The following is an 18,750-nucleotide window of genomic DNA, read 5'->3' as shown; positions in this document are numbered from 1 at the left end:
CGAATCATGCCGCCGATGCCGGCAGCCCGAAGAGGCGGTCGAATGCCCAGCCGAATACAAAGGTATAGACCAGGAAAAAAATGGACAGGCCGATGTCCATCAACAAGGACTGGAGCAGGCTCACCTCCAGCCACCATGCAATGATCGGCACCAGCATGACGATCAGTCCTCCTTCGAATCCCACCGCATGCGCGGCACGGCGGGCGAGACTGCGGCCGCGCACGGTCTGCCGCGATTCCCAGCGTTCGAACAAGGCATTGAATGCCAGATTCCACATCACGGCGATGGCCGAACACGCGATTGACAGAGCGGTCGCATGTTCCAGGCCCTTGTCCGACAGTGCGGAAAAACTGACGCTGCAGATGGTGATGGCGATGGCCTCGTACAGGCAGACGTAGACGACCTTGCGCTTGATTCCTTGCAAAACGGTTCCTGTTTTCTGGTTGACGCGAGCCAGCCGAAAATAATTTCCAGGTGGCGAAACAGGCATTGTAAGCAATTCGGCGCAACACCATCGCCGGCCGCGTCGGCCTCTTCCGGCACGGCGCTCACCAGCGTTCACCAGCGCTTCCCCGAATGTCCGCGACAATCTGCCGCCGCGGCATTGATACATGGCGCATACATTAGGGTACATACATCCGGTAACTCTCCTTACGCTTTTCGCGTAGGCGGAAAGCATGCTTCGGCATTTAATACAGGCATGGAACAGCGCATCGCCGGACTGGCTGGCGACAGGCGGTTTCCAGCTGCGTGCCGCGCCTCGGGTGCAAGCCGCATCGAAGCATCGTTCAGTGCATTTCAAGTGCATCGTCAAACAAGGAGAAATGATGAAAGCATTCCTGTTGCCCGCGGCCGCGGTCTGCACCATGCTCGGCGGCTGCGTCGCGGTGCCGGTCAGCGATCCCGGTGTCCATGTGAGCGGAAGCGCCCGCGTATACAACCATCCGGGTTACGGGCCGCCGCGCCATGCCCATCCGCATTATCCGCGCGGACAGGTTTATGACCGGGATGGCGATGGCGTGCCGAACCGGCATGACCGCCGTCCGAACAATCCCTATCGTTACTGATCTGCAGCACGAATCCACTCGTTCGTCTTGAAAGGATAAGCAGCCATGAATGCAAAATCACTTGTTTCCACGATCGCGTCGGCACTGGCGCTGACGTTGTCACTGGCTGGCGCAGGCCTGTCCCCGGCCGGCGCGCAGGACATGCATACCCCGGGGATCGATCATGCGCAGGCACAGATCCGGCTGCGCATCGAGCAGGGGATTGCCAGCGGACGGATCACCCCGCGCGAAGCCGACGCCCTGTACCAGCGCGAGCGCGAACTGCAGGCACGTGAAATGCGCATGAAGCGCGACGGCCACGCCTCGCCCGGCGAGCGGCAGGCGCTCCGGCAGGACATGGAGTCCATGCGCGCCGATGTCGAGCGTGCGATTGCCCGCCAGTCCGCCTCGGCAAGCCATCCCGACCATCGCCCGGGCGTGCTTGATTCGCATGCGCACATCCGGGCGCGCATAGACCAGGGCATCCGCAGCGGCCATCTGACCCCGCGCGAAGCCGGCAGGCTGCGCATGCAGGAGCGGGATTTATATCGGCTTGAAGCGCAGTTCAATGCCGACGGCTATCTGTCGCGCGGTGAACGGCGGCAGTTGCGGGAAGAGCTGGCCATGCTCGATCGCGATATCGACAGGCTGATGGCAAATCATCGATATCGCTGAGTGGCAGGCTGCTGGTCCGGTGCCCGGGTGGAGCGATCCGCTTCGATTCCACCCGGCAGCACATCAGGCCATGCCGTTTGCGCTGCCTCTTTCGGAGGCAAGACTGATGGAACCTAAGGAAAGGCCCGGTGCTCCAAGCTGAGCAATTTAACAATCTTTAGGAGAGGAAACATGGGCATCCTGAGCAATATCTTCGGCAAGATTTTCCCTTCGTCGCATGCTGCCAATGCGCAGGGGCAGCAGACTTCCGGACAGGCAGCAACGCAGGCGGCACCACAAGCGGCACCACAAGCAGCGCCAGCCGCCGTCCCGGGTCAGCAGGGCCAGGCCTCGCAAGCTGCTCCTGCCGCCATGGAGCAGGTTGATGTCGAGCAAGTGTTGAATGACATGGCCCAGAAGAATTCGCAGAAGCTGAACTGGCGCACCTCGATCGTGGATCTGCTCAAGCTGCTCGACCTCGACAGCAGCCTTGCGGCCCGCAAGGAACTGGCGCAGGAACTGCAATACTCGGGCGACATGAACGATTCCGCCGCGATGAACATCTGGCTGCACAAGCAGGTCATGAACAAACTGGCGGCCAATGGCGGCAAGGTACCGGCCGATCTGAAGGATTGATGCCTGGCCTGGTTTGTCCGTCCTCCGCACGCACCGGACAAACCGGACGGCAGGGAACATGTCCCTCCCCGCACGGCCAGGTCTGCAGTCGCATTACGCCTGCAGACCGGCATGCCAGTCCGCATAGGGCGTATTTTTTGCCATGCGCCGGTTGTAATCCGGCGCGCCATCCTTCCACCACACCGGGCCGCGCTCCCCCAGGGCGAGCTTCGCCGCATGCACGGCGGCCCGTGCCGCGGCGAGCTGTCCCGGATTCCCGGCCTTCTGCGCCGCGGCGACCGCCCGCCGCGCCGCCATCAGCTCCGAGGTAAGAGCCTGTCTGCGGCTGTCGGGCAGGGCGGGATCGGACATCCGCCACAGGCGTCCGCGTACCACGAAATAGCGTCCATCCGGAGTCACGGGATAATTGATAAGCGCCTCCCTGCAATATTCATGAGTTGCCTGCCATCGGCGAGCAAAGCCCTCGCCGGCCCCATCAGTATTGACCACTTTTGACCGCTTTTGTCCGTTCGGCACCGGAAAATATCTCTCCTCCCGCGGACCTGGCAGTGACCGCTTCGCGCAGGCACCCATGACAATTCCAAGCGCATGAAGTCGTGTTTCTCCGGCATTTAGGGATTTTGTAACGCAATATGTTGCCTTAAGGAAATATAATGCGTTACTCTTTCGGCTGTCCCAGTCATGACCGCCCATTCATGCATTTTGATTCCCTTAAACGTTCGATCAGGCTCACGCCGGAGAAACAGAGATTTATTCGTCAGCATGGACGGCTGATTTGTGCCTGGCCGGCCCTGTGCCTGATTCTTGGCGCGGTACTGTGGGCCTTGCTCGCCTCCCTGCTGGACAGCGATCGCCAGCATCTGGAGAAGGAAGCGCGTGTTGACGCCAGCATGCTGTCGGCGACGTATGCAAGACAGATCTCCCACACCATCGGCGAGCTTGATCACATTACTGCATTGTTGAAGAGCAATTGGGAGCGGTCGCAAGGGCATTTCAGGCTGGAACAGATACGAAGCCGCGCCAGTTTCATCGACCCGACCCTGGTTGCCATTTCGATCAGCAACCGCGACGGCGTCATCGTCTCCAGCACCCTGTACAACGCGGTCGGCATGTCGATCACCGGGCGCGACTATTTCAAGCATCATACGGCCAATCCGTCGCCCGCCCTTTACATCGGCGCGCCGCTTGTCGGACGTTTCAATGACAAGGAGATCGTCACTTTCACCCGCCGGCTCGACCGGGACGATGGACAATTCGACGGCATCATCACCGCTTCGACCGGTACGCCTTTCCTGGCCGCCTCCGCCAACAAATCCACCCTCGGCGCAACGGGGATTCTCGCGCTGGTGGGGCAGGACGGCATCCTGCGCGCGGCCAAGGTCGGCAGTGAAACTGACAGCCTGCTCCAGCCATCGGTCATCACGCGCGACATGCTTGCCTCCGGCCCCGACTACAGCGATGTGAGCCGCCCCGGTTGGTTCGCCGATGGCGTGCTGCGCTACCTCGCATCCGTACCCGTGCCCGGCTATCCGCTGCATGCGGTGGTCGGCCTGGGCCAGCCCGACGTACTGGAGCCGCTGCAGAATGCGCGGGCGACGTACGTCAAGATCGGTCTGGGAGGAACCTGCATGCTGGTGCTGTTTGCCGTCATCGCCACCGTCATGTCGCTGCGCCTGGCATGGCGCCGGCACCGGGAAGAACTCGTGCGCCAGACCTATCGGGTCGCGACAGAGGGCGCCAACGAGGGTTTCTACATGTGGCGGCCGATCTACGGCAGCAGCGACGACGTGCTCGATTACGAATTGGTGGATTGCAATGAGCGCGGCGCCGAACTGTACGGCTCCCAGCGCACCCGGATTCTCGGCGGACGCCTGAAGACCCTGTACAGCGATCCGATGCTGGAACAGTTGCTGGCGACCGCCCAACATGTGATGCGGAGCGGGTATTACGAGGATGAATTCCAGACCACGGGGAAAAGCCTGGTGAAGTCGGCATGGCTTCATCGGAAATTCGTCCGCGCCGAGGATGGCATCGCTGTCACGCTGCGCGATATCAGCGAGCGCAAACGGCTGGAACAGGAGCGAGACAGGATGTCGGAGCAGGACAGTCTCACCGGCCTGCCCAACCGTCACTGGCTCGCCGGCTATATGCCGGTGGCCCTGGCCCAGGCTGCCGTGCGCAATGGCCTGCTCGCCATACTGTTCGTCGATCTCGACAAGTTCAAGGCCGTCAATGACACCTGGGGCCATTCCACCGGCGACCAGCTGCTGCAGGCGGTGGTCCGGCGCCTGCGCGGCGTGCTCAGGCCGTCGGACAGAATCACCCGTTTCGGCGGCGATGAATTCATCATTGTTCTCGAGGGGATCGCACGGGACGACGATGCCGCCGAAGTCGCGCACCGCATCAACGCCGCGCTCGAAGAACCGTTCCAGGTCGGGTCGCGCGAATGCCAGGTCGGTGCTTCCATCGGCATCAGCCTGTTCCCCAAGGACGGCGGCGATGCCGAGACCCTGATCCGGAATGCGGACATCGCGATGTACACGGTCAAGTCGGGCAGCAAGGGGCACTATCGTTTCTACGACCAGGAATTTTATGCCCGCATCCAGACCCGGCGCGAAATGGAAGCCGAACTGGTGCAGGCGCTGGAACAGGACCAGTTCGTCCTTCATTACCAGCCGCGCGTCGACGCCCGTTCGGGCAGGCTGCTGGGACTGGAAGCGCTGGTGCGCTGGCAGCATCCTTTGCGGGGGCTGGTGTATCCGGGCGACTTCATTCCTATCGCCGAGGGCTCCGGTCTCATCCTGCAGCTTGGCGCCATGGTGATGGACAAGGTCTGCGCGCAGCTCGTGCAATGGCGGGAAGGCGGACTGGACGTGGTGCCGGTATCGGTGAACGCGTCGGCCCGCCAGTTCAACGAAGGCAGCGTGGACGAAATGCTGGCGGCGCATGTGGAGCGTCATGGACTTCCCGCCAGCCTGATCGAAATCGAACTCACGGAATCGATCATGGTGAGCAATGCCGAACAGGTGTACGACCAGCTCACCGCGCTGCATGCGATGGGCGTATCGGTGCATCTCGACGATTTCGGCACCGGCTATTCTTCGCTGTCCATCCTGCACAAGCTGGATGTCGACGTGCTCAAGATCGACCGTGCCTTCACCGCTCAGCTGGGTACCGGAAAGGAAGGCGAGATCCTGTTCAAGGCCATCATCTCCATGGCCAAGGCGCTCGACATGCGCGTGGTTGCCGAAGGCGTAGAACATGCGGAGCAACTGAGCGTGCTGCAACAGTTGGGATGCGACGAGATTCAGGGTTATCTGGTCTCGCGACCCTTGCCGGCGGCAGAGGTGCAGCGGTTCCTGCGCCCGGAGATGACACTTCTCGATGCGGCAGCGATGCTCCATTGATGCACACCTTGCTATCGAACACGGCAAAACTCCTTGATGGCGGGCGGCACAGGGCGCCATCGGTATCAATTCATTCATGAGACAAGCATGTCATTGGAAAACCTGAAGATTACCCACCGGATTGCCATCGGTTTCACCGCCGTATTGATGCTGATGACGGCAGCCATCACCGTATCCGATCGGCAGTTGAGCGTCATGGAAGACGCCGGTCGTCACATGAGCAGGACCGAGTGGAGCAGAATCGAGGCTGTCATGGGAATGCAGTCGGCGGCGGGCGCGAGTGCCGCCCGGACGGCAGCCCTCTTCGGACTGGCAGACAAGGCCGCTACTGGAGCCGATACCTTGAACAATGAGATATCAGGCATGCGGGCCTTGCTGTCATCACTGCAATCCGTGGCCGACTCCAGTGATGACGCCGCTGCAGTGGCCAGGATCGAGGAAGCCTTGGCAGCCTATGCCGCGGCACTGCGAAAGACGGAAAATCTGCTCAAGCAGGACAGCCGCGATGAAGCCGCGAAGGCGATGGCAAGCGAAATGGCGCCGGCATTGCAGGCCCTGCAGAAACAGCTTGCCAGCCTGGGCGCGATGCAAAAGAAGCGTGTGCAGGCCGCAGCCGACGCCGCAGCGAAAAGCAGTTGGGAAACCCGTTTGGCAGCCTATGGCCTGGGAGCGGCGGCATTGATCGCGGCGGCCGGATTGGGTGTCTGGCTTGCCAGTGGAATCATTACACCGCTGCAGGAAGCCATTTACATTGCCGAAACAGTCAGTTCCGGCGACCTCAGCCAGGAGTTCAATACCGAGCGGGGAGGCGATTTCGGCCGCCTGCTGTCTTCCCTGGGTGACATGGAGGACCGGCTGACCGACCTGGTCGGCAAGATCAAGGAGTCGAGCGACTCCATCATGGCGGCGTCGAAGCAGATCGCTTCCGGCAATCAGGATTTTTCGGAGCGCAACAGAGAGCAGCTCGCTTCGCTCGTCGGCACGACCGCCACCATGCAGGAACTGACCTTGAACGTCAAGAAGAATGCTGACAGCGCCACTCGCGCCAACGAACTTGCGGTTTCGACTTCCACGCTGGCAAGCAAGGGCGGAGGCAGCGTGACGCAGCTGGTCGGCACGATGAATTCCATCAGCGCCTCTTCCCAGCGCATCGTGGACATCATCGGCGTCATCGACGGCATCGCGTTTCAGACTAACATCCTCGCGCTCAATGCGTCGGTGGAAGCGGCGCGCGCCGGCGAGCAGGGCAGGGGATTCGCGGTGGTGGCGGGCGAGGTGCGTAATCTCGCGCAGCGCGCCGCCAATGCCGCCCGCGAGATCAAGGGGCTGATTGATGACTCGGTTGAAAAAGTGGATGAGGGCAGCAAGCGCGTGGCCGAAGCCGGCGCCACCATGCAGGAAATCGTGGCCAGCGCAAACCGTGTGACCGACATCATGGCCGAGATCAGTGCCGCAAGCCGGGAGCAGGCGGCGGATATTGAACAGATCAACCGCAGCATGGCAGGGATGGATGACGCCGCCAGGCAGAACTCCAGCCTGGTGGAAGATGCCGCTGCGGCAGCCGCCTCGCTGCAGCGGCAGGCCGGCACGCTGGTTGAAGTCGTGTCCTCCTTCAAGCTTGACGACGAGCCGGCTTCGGCTTGACCGACGTCGCGTCGGCCGAGAGCTAAATGAATCGCAAGGGAAGACGGCGTGCTTCCCGGAGAGCATGGACGATGCGTACCGCGTGTATTGCGGGTATACCGTGTTCGTCTCTGCGGCAATGCGCGCAACCTGTACCGGATCGGCACGAATACGCCGGAGGAAAGCGGCGCTGCCGCAATTGTTATTGCCTGGACCAGTTCAATGACCGTGACAATCTCGATCACATGCGCGTGTTCATTGCGAATGACAGCGTCACGAACTTGCCGTCCCTGCATGCCTGCATTCTTATAACGCCTGAAGCGTCTTCGCAACCTCTTCCGTGAACACCGACAATGCAAACGGTTTTACCAGCAGTTTCGTGTCGCCTGCCATGATGTCATTGCGAACTTCGGCATCCTGCACATAGCCAGTGATGAGTATTGTCTTCAATTCCGGACGAAGCCGCTTGGCGACCTTTGCAAGCTGGCGTCCATTCATGTCGCCGGGCAGGCCAATATCGGTCACAAGCAAGTCGATGTTCGGCGTTTGATCGAGGGCAGCCAGGGCCTGCGCACCGGTTTCGGCCTGCACCACGATATGGCCTTCATTTTCCAGTACTTCAGCAAGTAGCATTCGCAGCGGCGCTTCGTCGTCAACCATAAGGATGGTTGACGACATTGATGACTTGGCAGATCGTCCTTCCAAGGAAGCCGATGATTTCAGGTCTGCCGGCTCGCCAACGTGCCTTGGAAACCGAAGACTGACCGTCGTTCCGGTGCCAACCTCCGAGCGGATTTCCACATGCCCGCCGGACTGTTTCACGAATCCGAAAATCATGGAAAGACCCAGGCCGGTGCCTTGGCCGATCGGCTTGGTGGTGAAGAAAGGCTCGAACGCACGCGAAGCCACATCGGGGCTCATTCCGCTGCCTGTATCCCTGACGCTGATGGTGACGAATTCCTGCGGGGATGGCAGCGGCGTTTCCGCCAACCCCGCCGGGCTATCCATCACGCTTTTCTTCGTCTCGATGACTATGGTTCCGCCATCGGGCATGGCATCCCGGGCGTTGATGACCAGATTCAGCAGGGCGCTCTCGAGCTGATTGCGGTCGGTCTTCACCAGGCCCAGGTCGTTTTCCAGCGCGGTGTGAATCCGAATGTCGGGGCCAACCGTCTGCGCGAACATGTCGACCATCGACTCTATGAGCTGAGTGACATCCAGGGCGACATTTGACAAGGTCTGCCTGCGGGCAAACGAGAGCATGCGGTGGGTCAGCGCGGATGCGCGCCCCGCCACGGTTTCGGCCGCGTCGATATAGCGAAGCAGATCGTCCTTGTGGCCGAGCGTGAAGCGAAGCCGCATCAGTTGCAGATTGCCCACGATGCCTGCCAGGAGATTATTGAAGTCGTGGGCAAGACCTCCCGTCAGTTGGCCGACGGCTTCCATCTTTTGCGCCTGCTGCAGGCTTTCCTCCATCTGCCGAAGATACTCGGCCTGGCGCCTCTCTTCGGTGATATCCCGGCCGACGAAGTAGAGCGAGCCGGCATCCGGAACGATGTTCCAGGATATCCACCGATAGCTTCCATCCTTGTGCCGCCGACGCCCGGTGCGGTTGCTCAGAGCCTCGCCGGCGCGCAACCTGTCCATCGCCTCCAGAAATGCTCCCGTATCTTCCGGATGAATCAGCTCGCTGAAAGGAAAGGAACACACTTCAGCATCGGTCCATCCGAGAACCGCGGTAAAGGCCGGGTTGACCCGGGTAAAGTATCCTTCAGTCGAGCCGACAGCGAGAAGGTCCTGCGAGAGACGCCAGAGCTGGTCGCGCTCGGCGGTACGCTTCGCCACCTCGGCTTCCAAGGTATTGTTAAGCGTGCGCAAGGCGCTCTCGGCATCCTCCGCTCTACGCTTGGCGGCAAGAAGTTCCTGCTCGTAGGCGCGTCGGCCTCGCGCATCCACCAGCGTGGTTTTGATCAGCAGGGGCTGGCCGTCTTCGTTTCTTTTCAGTATGGCGCTGAGAAAGACGGGAAGCCTGTTTCCGTCCTTGCACTTCACATCGAAGGCAAGCTCATTAACGTATCCCTGCATTAACAGCAGCGGGCCGTAATGGGTATCGTGATAAATGCGCCCGGCTATCGCAAGGAGATCCTGGAAACGGACTTTTCCATCGAGAGCACCCTGGTCATATCCGGTCCAGCGAAAGAAGGTGGCGTTCGCTCTGATGATGGTTCCGTCAGGCAGAGTCAGCAGATAAGCACACGGTGCATTTTCGTAGAGATCCTGTATGTCCTCTACCTGAACCAGACTCTCCAGATCGGGCTTGCTATGTTCCATGGGTCGCGAGATATTCTTTTATCGCGCCAATTGTTTCTTCCGGCGCGCTGAGATTCGGGCAGTGCCCGGTCGCCTTCATCAAATATAGCTCGCTTTCGCGCAATTCGCGGTGCATGAATTCGCCGACCGTACGCGGGGCAATGACATCATCCGCGCACTGCAGAATGAGGGCGGGCACGTTGCATTTCAACAGGTCGCTTCGATTATCGGAGAGGAAGGTTGTCCGGGCAAAATGCTTGGCAATCTCAGGGTCCGTGCGGCAAAAGCTGTTTTCCAGTTCCTGAGCAACCTCGGGCCGGTCCGGATTTCCAACGATGGTTGGAGCCAGGGCATGTGACCACCCCAGATAATTGGCATCCATGAATTCCAGAAGCTCTTCAATGTCGCTTTTATTGAACCCGCCGATGTAATCACCGTCATTGATATAACAAGGCGAAGGCGCGACAAGAATCAGGTGTTCAAACAATGCAGGCTGCCGGATCGCCGCAAGCACGCCAATCATCGCACTGACCGAATGTCCCACATAGATCGTACCCGGTCCGGCGACCTCGTTGCAGATGCCGAGGACATCTTCGGCATAACCCTCCAGGGAGGCATATTTGCTTTGGTCGAACCGGGTAAGGTCCGATGCGCCCGCACCCACATGATCGAAAGCGATGACTTTATAGTCGTCCAGAAAAGCGGGTATGACATGCCGCCACATGTTTTGGTCACAACCAAATCCATGGGCAAGAATCATGGGCTTTGTGCCACGGCCCAAAACCTTAACGTTGTTTTGTTCAATGATGAAATTGGTTTCTTGGTCCATCTTGCACCCGTTGATTTCTCTGATGGAACAGTTAGAGCCGGCAACAGCTTTTCCGCATTCCGAGCCCGACTGACCGGAGGCTCTTCCCGATCCGCGAAATGGCAATAATGGTACTGCCTGTGTCTCTGCGAAAATTCCTTGCAACATTATCAGCCATTGACAGGAACTGTGCAGGAGCTTGATCAGCTTCCGTGTGCATTAATTACGGGGAAGCGGGCGCATTAATCATGTGGTGGTGAATCACTTGCGTTTGCAATCGTCCTTTGATGCGCAAGCTTATGCGTTAATGCACACGGCTCGCCCAATGCAGTGATGAGTATATTGCTCCCTTGAATGAGCACGACATGCTTGAATGAATAAGGATGGATGCGAAAAGACCGTTGCAGGCGCCGAGCAGGTTCCGGGCTTCCCGCGTCCTGTCAGGCGCCAGCGACTTTACCTGTAGAATGTTCAGTATGACTTGGTCATGGCTTGCAGGACTAACGGTGGGCTAGATTGAGCCAGCGTTCATGTATCGCGGTAAATCATCTAACCTTCGCGAATATCCAATGCTTTCACAACAGAATAATTCCAGTCAGGCATTCATTTCCACCGGCGTTCCCGGCCTCGACAACATACTCGGCGGCGGCCTTACCAAAGAACGTCTGTATCTGCTGGAAGGCGATCCGGGAGCCGGCAAGACGACGATTGCACTGCAGTTTCTCATCGAGGGAGCAAAACGGGGAGAATCCGTTCTTTATATCACCCTTGCCGAAAACAATATCGAACTGAGGGCGGTTGCGGCATCCCACGGATTTTCGATGGATGGCGTTACCGTGCATGAAGTCATACCCGAAGAAAGCATTCTCGATCCGGACGAGCAATATACGATTCTCCACCCGTCCGAAGTGGAACTGGGCGAAACCAACAAGCTCATCCTCGAAGTCATAGAAAGAACCAGGCCGACACGCATCGTGCTGGATTCCCTTTCGGAATTGCAACTGCTCTCCGGCAGTGCATTGAGATATCGAAGGCATGTGCTGGCGTTGAAGCAATATTTCGCCACGCGCTCATGCACGGCCTTGCTACTCGATGATAAGACTGCCATAGGCGGCGACCAGCAGGTGCGCAGCATTGCCCATGGAGTCATTTCACTGCAGCACACCGACTCGGAATATGGCGCGGAACGCCGTCTCGTGCGCATATTGAAATACCGTGGCATTTCGTTTCGCCGCGGCCCGCATGACTACTCGATCATCTCCGGCGGCATCGTCGTTTATCCCAGAATCGTGGCGGCCGAGTCGCGCGAACTGATCAAGCGCTCGCAGATACCAAGCGGTCTCGCTTCTTTTGATGCGATGCTGGGCGGCGGCATTGAAGAAGGATCCAGCACACTGATTTCCGGTCCGCCCGGCACGGGGAAATCGAGTCTGGCGGCACAGTTCATTGCCGCCGTCACCGGGCAAGGAAAACCCGCCGCGATCTTTCTGTTTGAAGAATCGCTCAACACCTTGCTGAACCGTTGCGATGGAATCGGCCTTGACTTGCGTACTCCCTATGAGTCCGGGCTGCTTGCGGTTTACCAGATCGATCCGGCGGAAATGTCGCCTGGAGAATTTACGCATACCGTGTGCAAGGCTGCGGATAATGGCGCCAGGGTCATCGTTATCGACAGCTTGAATGGCTATATGAATGCGATGCCGGAGGCAAGTTTTCTGACCACCCATCTGCATGAGGTATTAACCTATCTTGGACAACGGGGAGTTGTCACGTTCCTGGTCGGTGTGCAGCAGGGAATAGTCGGCGCGATGTCGACCAGCCTCGACGTGAGCTACATGGCCGACAATGTGCTGATCCTGCGGTATTTTGAAGCGAGAGGCGCGGTGGAAAAAGCGATCTCGGTATTCAAGAAACGCGGCAGCGCCCATGAAACCACTTTACGCCGCTTCTGCATCACGGCGCACGGAATCGAGGTTGGCCGGGTGCTTGAAAACTTCCAGGGCATCTTGACTGGCGTGCCGACGCTGGTGGCAGGTCCCGGCGGCAATGACTTTTTGCCGACTTGACGTACCTGGCAACGGCTTTCGATAATCGCATCGGATGACAACACGTATGGAACAGCGAATTCTCATCCTCGCTCCCACGGGAAAAGACGCCCGGCTGGTATCCCAGGTCTTTGACCGCGCCGGTCTCACGTGCTTCGTATGCTCCCCCGCTGTCGACATTCTTGCCGAGCTTGATAAAGGAGCGGGCGCGCTTTTCATCGTGGACGAAGCTCTTACGGTCGACTTTCTCAAGTCGTTCACCCAGTTCCTCAATCAGCAGCAGACCTGGTCCGATTTGCCTGTCATCGTTCTCAGCAAGAGAGGGCTTGATGCGCAGGGCATGAGAAAGATTTACCAGGAGCTTGGAAACGTGACCATCCTGGAGCGTCCTGTTCAAAGCATCACGCTGCTGACCGCCGCCAATGCCGCGCTGCGGGCACGCAAGCGCCAGTATGAAATGCGTGAAATCGATCGCCGCAAGGATGAATTCCTTGCCATGCTTGCGCATGAACTGCGCAATCCCCTGGCGCCGATCAGTGCGGCCGCGGAACTGTTAAAGATGGTGGATCTCGATCCGGACCGCATGAAAAAAACCAGCGACATCATCTCGCGCCAGGTTGAGCACATGACGGGCCTGATCGATGACTTGCTTGATGTGTCGCGCGTGTCCAGGGGGCTGGTCGAGCTGGATCAGGGGCTGGTCGATGCAAGGAAGATCGTGGCGAATGCGGTCGAACAGGTGCGGCCACTGATCGATCTGCGCAGGCACCATCTGTCGGTGCATACGCCGCCCGTGTCGGCCCTCGTGCAAGGCGATCAGAAACGCCTGATCCAGATTATTTCGAACCTGTTGAATAATGCGGCGAAATACACTCTGGAAGGCGGCACCATTACCCTGACAATGGAGGTCGATAGCAAGAACATTGTCCTGAGCGTGACGGATAATGGCATCGGCATGGCGCCGGAGGTAATCGAGCATGTCTTCGAGATGTTTACGCAGGCCGAAAGAACGCCGGACCGGTCGCAGGGAGGTTTGGGAATCGGCTTGTCACTCGTAAAAAGCCTGGTCGAGCTGCACCATGGTTCGGTCAAGGCGACCAGTCCCGGCATCGGAAAGGGAAGCACCTTCTCCGTCCTGCTGCCGCGGGCCATGGCGCCCGGGAATGCCTCCGAGCATGATGAGCCCCGCATGATGTCGCCATCCCCGAGACGGCAACGTCTGCTCGTGGTTGACGATAATGTCGATGCGGCGCGCATGCTGGGCATGTTTCTGGAATCGGCCGGCCACGAAATCATGATCGAGCACAGTGCCAGAAATGCGCTGGAGCGGGCGCGCAAGGACTTGCCGGACGTTTGCCTGCTCGATATCGGCCTTCCGGACATGGATGGCAATGAACTTGCAAGGTGCCTTCGCGCGCAGGCGCAAACAAAAAATCTGACCTTGATCGCCATTACCGGCTACGGCCAGGAACAGGACAGGAGGAATACCGCCGACGCGGGATTTCTCCATCACTTCGTCAAGCCTGTGGACATGGAGCGGCTGCTTGCCATCCTGGCAACGCCGGTGTCTTTGCAATAACCGGCTCGACAGCCGGCGCGGATGATGCCGATCATACGGATGGCGCGATGCCGGAACGTCGATGACATGCATCTTTTCCCGACCGTTTCCTTCCCTATACGATAGGGACCGGCTTCGCATTGACCGAGGCCTCCCGATTCATCCCATGTTTCCAGGTTGAGGAAGATGCGTCTTGCCCCCTGTCATTGACGCTCTCCAAGACTGTACCCGCCGACTTCTGATGGGGTCAATTCGGTGCCGATCCGGCGCCGATCCGAGCGTGAACATATTTGAATCCAGATTCCGTACTCCTCCGTACAACGAAGGCGGGCACAGATTCCGTTGTTCTATCAATCAAGGAGAGAGTCATGTTAATGCGAACCAACAGGCGCCAGCTCGGCGTCAGTCTCATTGCCGGAGCGTTGGCCGGCCTTGCCGCACTGCCGGCCGCCGCTTCCAGCCACCGGGAAGCTCCCTTCATTACCCGGCAGCCCACCGTCGACGCCACCGATTTCTACATGTTCCGCAGCTACGAGGCCAACCGATCCGGCTACGTGACGCTGATCGCCAACTATATTCCGCTTCAGGATCCAGGCGCCGGCCCGAATTATTTCGCGATGGATCCCGACGCGCTCTATGAAATCCACATTGACAACAATAGCGATGCCAAGGAAGACCTGACTTTCCAGTTCCGCTTCAACAATGAAAATCGGGACACCAAGCTTACCGTGGGCGGCAAGCAGGTATCGATTCCGCTGGTCATCAATGGCGCATCCGACATCAACACCCCGGGATCGGCGGCATTGAACCGGAGGGAAACCTATTCCATCAATGTCGTGCGCGGGGACCGCCGCACCGGCACGCGCCAAGCGGTGGCCAATGCCGCCGGCGGCGGGACTACCTTCGACAAGCCGGTTGACAACATCGGCAACAAGTCGATCGCCGACTACGCCTCCTATGCCGCCAGGCATCTCTACAACGTCAGCATCCCCGGCTGCGCCGCGCCAGGACGCGTGTTTGTCGGCCAGCGGAAGGATCCGTTCGTGGTGAATCTGGGCGAAACCTTCGACCTCATCAATATCAAGGCGCCGGCCACCGCCTTCGATCCGAATGCGGAACGTGCGGCGCAGGACTCGCTCGCCGGCAAGAACGTGACCTCGATCGCCATGGAAGTGCCGATCGCCTGTCTGACCAATGGCGCCGAACCGGTCGTCGGCGGCTGGACCACGGCCAGCCTGCGCCAGGGCCGCGTCATCAACCCGACACCGAAGAGCGGTGCGGCGACAAAGGACGGCGGCGCATGGACCCAGGTCTCGCGCCTGGGCAATCCGCTGGTCAATGAAGTCGTGATCGGACTCAAGGACAAGGACCAGTTTAACCACAGCAAGCCGAGCGGCGACGGGCAATTCATTGATTACGTCACCAATCCGACCCTGCCGGCCCTGGTTGAGGTGCTATTCGGCAGCGCCGGCGTGAAGGCGCCGACCAACTTCCCGCGCAACGACCTCGTCACCGCATTCCTCACCGGCGTCAGTGGCCTGAACCAGCCGGCCAACGTGGTCGCCTCGGAAATGCTGCGCCTGAATACCGCCACACCGGCAGCGTCCGGCACGCAGAATCGTCTTGGCGTGATTGGCGGCGACAATGCGGGCTTCCCGAACGGACGCCGTCCCGGCGATGATGTCGTCGACATCGCATTGCGCGTGGTCATGGGCCGTCTCTGCCATGTCAACATCGGATGCGCTGCCAAGGACGCGCCGGCCGGCCTGATCGATTTCACCGACGGCGCCTATGTCGACAGCACCCGGTTCGACAATGCCTTCCCCTACCTGCGCACACCGCTCGCAGGCTCGCCCAACCAGTAATCCGGCCCAAGGAGACAGCCATGAAGACGCAGTTAGCAGTGCTCGCAATGACCTTGGCATTGAGCGCATGCGGAGGAGGGGGCGGCGACAGCGGAACGGCGAGTGCGCCGGCCGACACTACGACGCCAGCGCGCGGCGACAGCTTCATCAGCAGCGTGCTTGCCTTGATCAGCGGCGGCAGCGATTCCGCCGAGCCCACGTCGGTGGATGCATTCAATGCGACCACGCCCGAGGACACGGAGCCGCAGCCGACAAGCTGATCGCCCGGCGATCCGCATCCGCAGCCCGCAGCCCGCAATCCGCACACTGCGCTCGGTCCCGATCGCATTTGCAGGTGAAGGCTGCGCAACACCGCCCCGGTCCGGTAATCTTCCGGTCCGCGGCGCGTCCTGGCCGGCGCCCCTGGCGGGTTGCCGGCCGCTCCAATGAATCGGGAGGGAAGACCCATGCGCGTTCCTCGGGCGGCGTCATTGATCGCGCCACTCAAGCTTGTCTGCCTGCTGGCAGTGCCGCCGGCGGCATTCGCCGCGCCGTATGTGCCGGCAAGCGGTGATCAGGTAATTGAACGACTGCCTTCGCGCGGCGATCCGCGGCAGCAGGAGCTGCAACGGCTCCGCGCCGATTTGTCGGCAACGCCGAACGACCTTGCCAAGGCCGCGGTCCTGGCAAGGCGCTACGTGGAAGCGGGAAGACTGGATGGCGATCCCCGTTACTTCGGCTATGCTCAGGCCGCGCTGGCGCCCTGGTGGAATCTGTCCGATCCGCCAACCGAAGTGCGCCTACTGCGGGCCACGCTGCTGCAGGGCAGGCACCAGTTCGCCGAAGCCTTGCAGGACCTCGACGCCGTCTTGCGCACCGACAGCCGCGATGCCCAGGCGTGGCTCACCCGCGCCACCATCGAGCAGGTGCAGGCCGAATACGCGAAGGCGAAAGCGAGCTGCTCCAGGCTGCAGGCCCTGGCGCCGGAACTGGTGACGGTGACCTGCATGGCGAATGCGGCAAGCCTGAGCGGCCAGGCGGAAAAAGTGTATCCGCTGCTCGAATCGACGCTGAAAAGGCATGCCGATGCCGATCCCGGCATCCGAAGCTGGGCAATGACGCTGCTGGCGGAAATGGCTGTGCGCCTGGGCCATGCCGGCGCCGCCGAAACGCATTTCCGCGGCGCGCTCGCGCTTGCTCCCCGCGATACCTATCTTCTCGGCGCCTATGCCGATTTTCTTCTGGACCAGAACCGTGCCGCCGAGGCGGAAAGCCTGCTTGCCAGGCATGGCCGGGTCGACGGTCTGCTGCTGCGCCATGCGCTTGCGCTGCGTGCGCGGAATGCGCCGCAGGCCGGCGAACAGGCCGCCACGCTGCGCACGCGCTTCACGGCTGCCGCCCAGCGCGGCAGCGACGAGCATCTGCGTGAACGGGCACGCTTCGAACTGGGACTGATGAACCATCCTGCGGAAGCACTGCGCCTGGCCAGCGAAAACTGGAAGACGCAAAAGGAACCCGCCGATGCGCGCATCCTGCTGGAAGCGGCGCTCGCCGCCGGGGATCGCGGCGCGGCCAAGCCGGTTCTGCAATGGATGCAGTCGAACGGGGTGCAGGACGTGGCCCTTGCGGCGCTTGCCGGCAAGCTGGGAGCGCGCTCATGATGCTTGCCCGCTTTCTCATGATCGTGATCTCGGCGCTGTCATGGGGACTGATGCCGTCCGCACATGCGCACAAGCCGAGCGACAGCTATCTTTCCCTCAGTACGTCGGATGCCAAGGCACATGAAGTGCGCGGCCAGTGGGATATCGCGCTGCGCGACCTGGAACATGCGGTCGGCATCGATGGTAACGGCGATGGCGAACTCACCTGGTCCGAGATCCGGGACAGGCATGCCGACATCGCAGCCTACGCGCTGTCGAGGCTGTCGCTCAAGGCCGGGGGCAGCCCATGCCGTGCGGCCCCGACCGCTCATCTGATCGATCATCACAGCGACGGCGCTTATGCGGTGCTTCGCTTCAGCGCCACTTGCGAGCAAGCCGTCAATGCGCTCGACATCGAATACCGGCTGCTGTTCGATCTCGATCCCCAGCACCGGGGCTTGCTGAAATTTGCGCAGGGCGGACAGGGCACAAGCGCGATCTTCAGTCCGGACCAGCCGAGCATTCGCGTCGATGCAGCCGGTTTCGGTCCGCTCGCCCAGTTCATCGATTACTTTGGTCACGGCGTCTGGCATATCTGGATCGGCTTCGACCATATTCTGTTCCTCATTTCCCTGCTGCTGCCGGCGGTGCTCGTATTCCATCAGCGGCAATGGCAATCGGCCGACCGCCTGAGGCCCGCGGTGACCGATGTGCTCAAGGTCGTGACGGCTTTCACGCTCGCCCACTCGATCACGTTGAGCCTCGCCGCGCTGGAACTGGTCAGTCTGCCGACGCGCTGGGTCGAATCGGCCATCGCGGCATCGGTCGTTATCGCCGCAGTGAATAATCTCGTCCCGTTTTTCCAGGGACAGCGCTGGATTGCGGCCTTCGTGTTCGGGCTGGTGCATGGCTTTGGTTTCGCCAGCGTCCTCGGCGACCTCGGCTTGCCGCAGTCCGCACTGCTGCTTTCGCTGGTGGGTTTCAATCTCGGCGTGGAAATTGGACAGCTGGCCATCGTCGCGGCATTCCTGCCGCTGGCCTACGGCTTGCGCAAGACCTGGCTTTACCGCCGTGCCATCTTCGTCGGCGGATCGGCGGCCATCGCATTGCTCGCCAGCGTATGGCTGGTGGAGCGTGCCTTTGAAGTGAATGTGGGTTGATTCGCGCGGCGATATTCAT

At 60.3% G+C, this 18,750-nt stretch carries 15 protein-coding genes; 11 read left to right on the top strand and 4 right to left on the bottom strand.

Annotation, left to right across the window (positions count from 1 at the left end; translation table 11 throughout):
- Positions 1 to 4 precede the first annotated feature (4 nt).
- The gene (locus tag FH061_RS21145; RefSeq protein WP_151637812.1) at positions 5 to 424 is read right to left on the bottom strand and encodes a PACE efflux transporter; all 420 of its coding nucleotides are present in this window, start codon (positions 422 to 424) and stop codon (positions 5 to 7) included.
- 253 nt (positions 425 to 677) lie between these two features.
- On the opposite strand from FH061_RS21145, the gene FH061_RS31130 reads away from it, so the two are divergent.
- The 3 genes from FH061_RS31130 to FH061_RS21130 all read left to right on the top strand — a co-directional run bounded on the left by FH061_RS31130 (position 678) and on the right by FH061_RS21130 (position 2,336).
- On the top strand, positions 678 to 1,067 hold the full coding sequence (locus FH061_RS31130) for a hypothetical protein (RefSeq protein ID WP_225984783.1): 390 nt from the start codon (positions 678 to 680) through the stop codon (positions 1,065 to 1,067).
- Between the two features lie 45 nt (positions 1,068 to 1,112).
- Complete coding sequence (locus tag FH061_RS21135; RefSeq protein WP_151637811.1) at positions 1,113 to 1,721, top strand: hypothetical protein; 609 nt, start codon at positions 1,113 to 1,115, stop codon at positions 1,719 to 1,721.
- 171 nt (positions 1,722 to 1,892) lie between these two features.
- Positions 1,893 to 2,336 (top strand): DUF3597 domain-containing protein, encoded by a 444-nt coding sequence (locus FH061_RS21130; protein ID WP_151637810.1) that lies wholly within the window; start codon positions 1,893 to 1,895, stop codon positions 2,334 to 2,336.
- Positions 2,337 to 2,429: 93 nt separating this feature from the next.
- On the opposite strand, the gene FH061_RS21125 is transcribed toward FH061_RS21130, so the two are convergent.
- Entirely contained in the window at positions 2,430 to 2,735 is a 306-nt protein-coding gene (locus tag FH061_RS21125) for a hypothetical protein (protein ID WP_225984782.1), read from the bottom strand.
- Positions 2,736 to 3,031: 296 nt separating this feature from the next.
- Here FH061_RS21125 and FH061_RS21120 point away from each other — a divergent pair, with 296 nt between their 5' ends.
- Entirely contained in the window at positions 3,032 to 5,743 is a 2,712-nt protein-coding gene (locus tag FH061_RS21120; protein WP_192805178.1) for a bifunctional diguanylate cyclase/phosphodiesterase, read from the top strand.
- 87 nt (positions 5,744 to 5,830) lie between these two features.
- On the top strand, positions 5,831 to 7,387 hold the full coding sequence (locus FH061_RS21115) for a methyl-accepting chemotaxis protein (RefSeq protein WP_225984781.1): 1,557 nt from the start codon (positions 5,831 to 5,833) through the stop codon (positions 7,385 to 7,387).
- A gap of 285 nt (positions 7,388 to 7,672) precedes the next feature.
- On the opposite strand, the gene FH061_RS21110 is transcribed toward FH061_RS21115, so the two are convergent.
- Together FH061_RS21110 and FH061_RS21105 are read right to left on the bottom strand one after the other, a co-directional pair.
- Positions 7,673 to 9,697 carry a hybrid sensor histidine kinase/response regulator gene (locus tag FH061_RS21110; RefSeq protein WP_151637808.1) on the bottom strand — a complete coding sequence of 675 codons (2,025 nt, stop codon included), beginning with the start codon at positions 9,695 to 9,697 and terminating at the stop codon, positions 7,673 to 7,675.
- Complete coding sequence (locus FH061_RS21105) at positions 9,687 to 10,505, bottom strand: alpha/beta fold hydrolase (protein ID WP_151637807.1); 819 nt, start codon at positions 10,503 to 10,505, stop codon at positions 9,687 to 9,689. Before FH061_RS21105 ends, FH061_RS21110 begins: the two co-directional genes overlap by 11 nt.
- A gap of 548 nt (positions 10,506 to 11,053) precedes the next feature.
- On the opposite strand from FH061_RS21105, the gene FH061_RS21100 reads away from it, so the two are divergent.
- The 6 genes from FH061_RS21100 to FH061_RS21075 all read left to right on the top strand — a co-directional run bounded on the left by FH061_RS21100 (position 11,054) and on the right by FH061_RS21075 (position 18,731).
- Entirely contained in the window at positions 11,054 to 12,550 is a 1,497-nt protein-coding gene (locus FH061_RS21100) for an ATPase domain-containing protein (RefSeq protein ID WP_151637806.1), read from the top strand.
- A 46-nt stretch (positions 12,551 to 12,596) separates the two neighbouring features.
- Entirely contained in the window at positions 12,597 to 14,108 is a 1,512-nt protein-coding gene (locus tag FH061_RS21095; RefSeq protein WP_225984780.1) for a hybrid sensor histidine kinase/response regulator, read from the top strand.
- A 353-nt stretch (positions 14,109 to 14,461) separates the two neighbouring features.
- Entirely contained in the window at positions 14,462 to 15,952 is a 1,491-nt protein-coding gene (locus FH061_RS21090; protein WP_151637846.1) for a DUF4331 domain-containing protein, read from the top strand.
- Positions 15,953 to 15,972: 20 nt separating this feature from the next.
- A complete protein-coding gene (locus FH061_RS21085; RefSeq protein ID WP_151637804.1) occupies positions 15,973 to 16,212 on the top strand; it encodes a hypothetical protein in 240 nt (79 codons plus the stop codon).
- A 186-nt stretch (positions 16,213 to 16,398) separates the two neighbouring features.
- On the top strand, positions 16,399 to 17,592 hold the full coding sequence (locus tag FH061_RS21080) for a tetratricopeptide repeat protein (protein ID WP_151637803.1): 1,194 nt from the start codon (positions 16,399 to 16,401) through the stop codon (positions 17,590 to 17,592).
- Positions 17,589 to 18,731: a HupE/UreJ family protein gene (locus tag FH061_RS21075; RefSeq protein ID WP_318841039.1), complete on the top strand. Its 1,143-nt coding sequence runs from the start codon at positions 17,589 to 17,591 to the stop codon at positions 18,729 to 18,731. Before FH061_RS21080 ends, FH061_RS21075 begins: the two co-directional genes overlap by 4 nt.
- Positions 18,732 to 18,750 lie beyond the last annotated feature (19 nt).

The sequence above is a fragment of the Noviherbaspirillum aerium genome (assembly GCF_008929045.1).
In the GTDB taxonomy this organism is placed as follows: domain Bacteria; phylum Pseudomonadota; class Gammaproteobacteria; order Burkholderiales; family Burkholderiaceae_D; genus Noviherbaspirillum; species Noviherbaspirillum aerium.
This window is presented reverse-complemented; position numbering and strand designations above follow the sequence as displayed.

What these genes read in the sequence shown, in the direction of transcription:
- FH061_RS21100 (WP_151637806.1), top strand. Translation starts at nt 11,054, where the DNA reads ATGCTTTCACAACAGAATAATTCCAGTCAGGCATTCATTTCCACCGGC.
- FH061_RS21115 (WP_225984781.1), top strand. Translation starts at nt 5,831, where the DNA reads ATGTCATTGGAAAACCTGAAGATTACCCACCGGATTGCCATCGGTTTC.
- FH061_RS21090 (WP_151637846.1), top strand. Translation starts at nt 14,462, where the DNA reads ATGCGAACCAACAGGCGCCAGCTCGGCGTCAGTCTCATTGCCGGAGCG.
- FH061_RS21080 (WP_151637803.1), top strand. Translation starts at nt 16,399, where the DNA reads ATGCGCGTTCCTCGGGCGGCGTCATTGATCGCGCCACTCAAGCTTGTC.
- FH061_RS21095 (WP_225984780.1), top strand. Translation starts at nt 12,597, where the DNA reads ATGGAACAGCGAATTCTCATCCTCGCTCCCACGGGAAAAGACGCCCGG.
- FH061_RS31130 (WP_225984783.1), top strand. Translation starts at nt 678, where the DNA reads ATGCTTCGGCATTTAATACAGGCATGGAACAGCGCATCGCCGGACTGG.
- FH061_RS21120 (WP_192805178.1), top strand. Translation starts at nt 3,032, where the DNA reads ATGCATTTTGATTCCCTTAAACGTTCGATCAGGCTCACGCCGGAGAAA.
- FH061_RS21110 (WP_151637808.1), bottom strand. Translation starts at nt 9,697, where the DNA reads ATGGAACATAGCAAGCCCGATCTGGAGAGTCTGGTTCAGGTAGAGGAC.
- FH061_RS21135 (WP_151637811.1), top strand. Translation starts at nt 1,113, where the DNA reads ATGAATGCAAAATCACTTGTTTCCACGATCGCGTCGGCACTGGCGCTG.
- FH061_RS21085 (WP_151637804.1), top strand. Translation starts at nt 15,973, where the DNA reads ATGAAGACGCAGTTAGCAGTGCTCGCAATGACCTTGGCATTGAGCGCA.
- FH061_RS21130 (WP_151637810.1), top strand. Translation starts at nt 1,893, where the DNA reads ATGGGCATCCTGAGCAATATCTTCGGCAAGATTTTCCCTTCGTCGCAT.
- FH061_RS21075 (WP_318841039.1), top strand. Translation starts at nt 17,589, where the DNA reads ATGATGCTTGCCCGCTTTCTCATGATCGTGATCTCGGCGCTGTCATGG.
- FH061_RS21105 (WP_151637807.1), bottom strand. Translation starts at nt 10,505, where the DNA reads ATGGACCAAGAAACCAATTTCATCATTGAACAAAACAACGTTAAGGTT.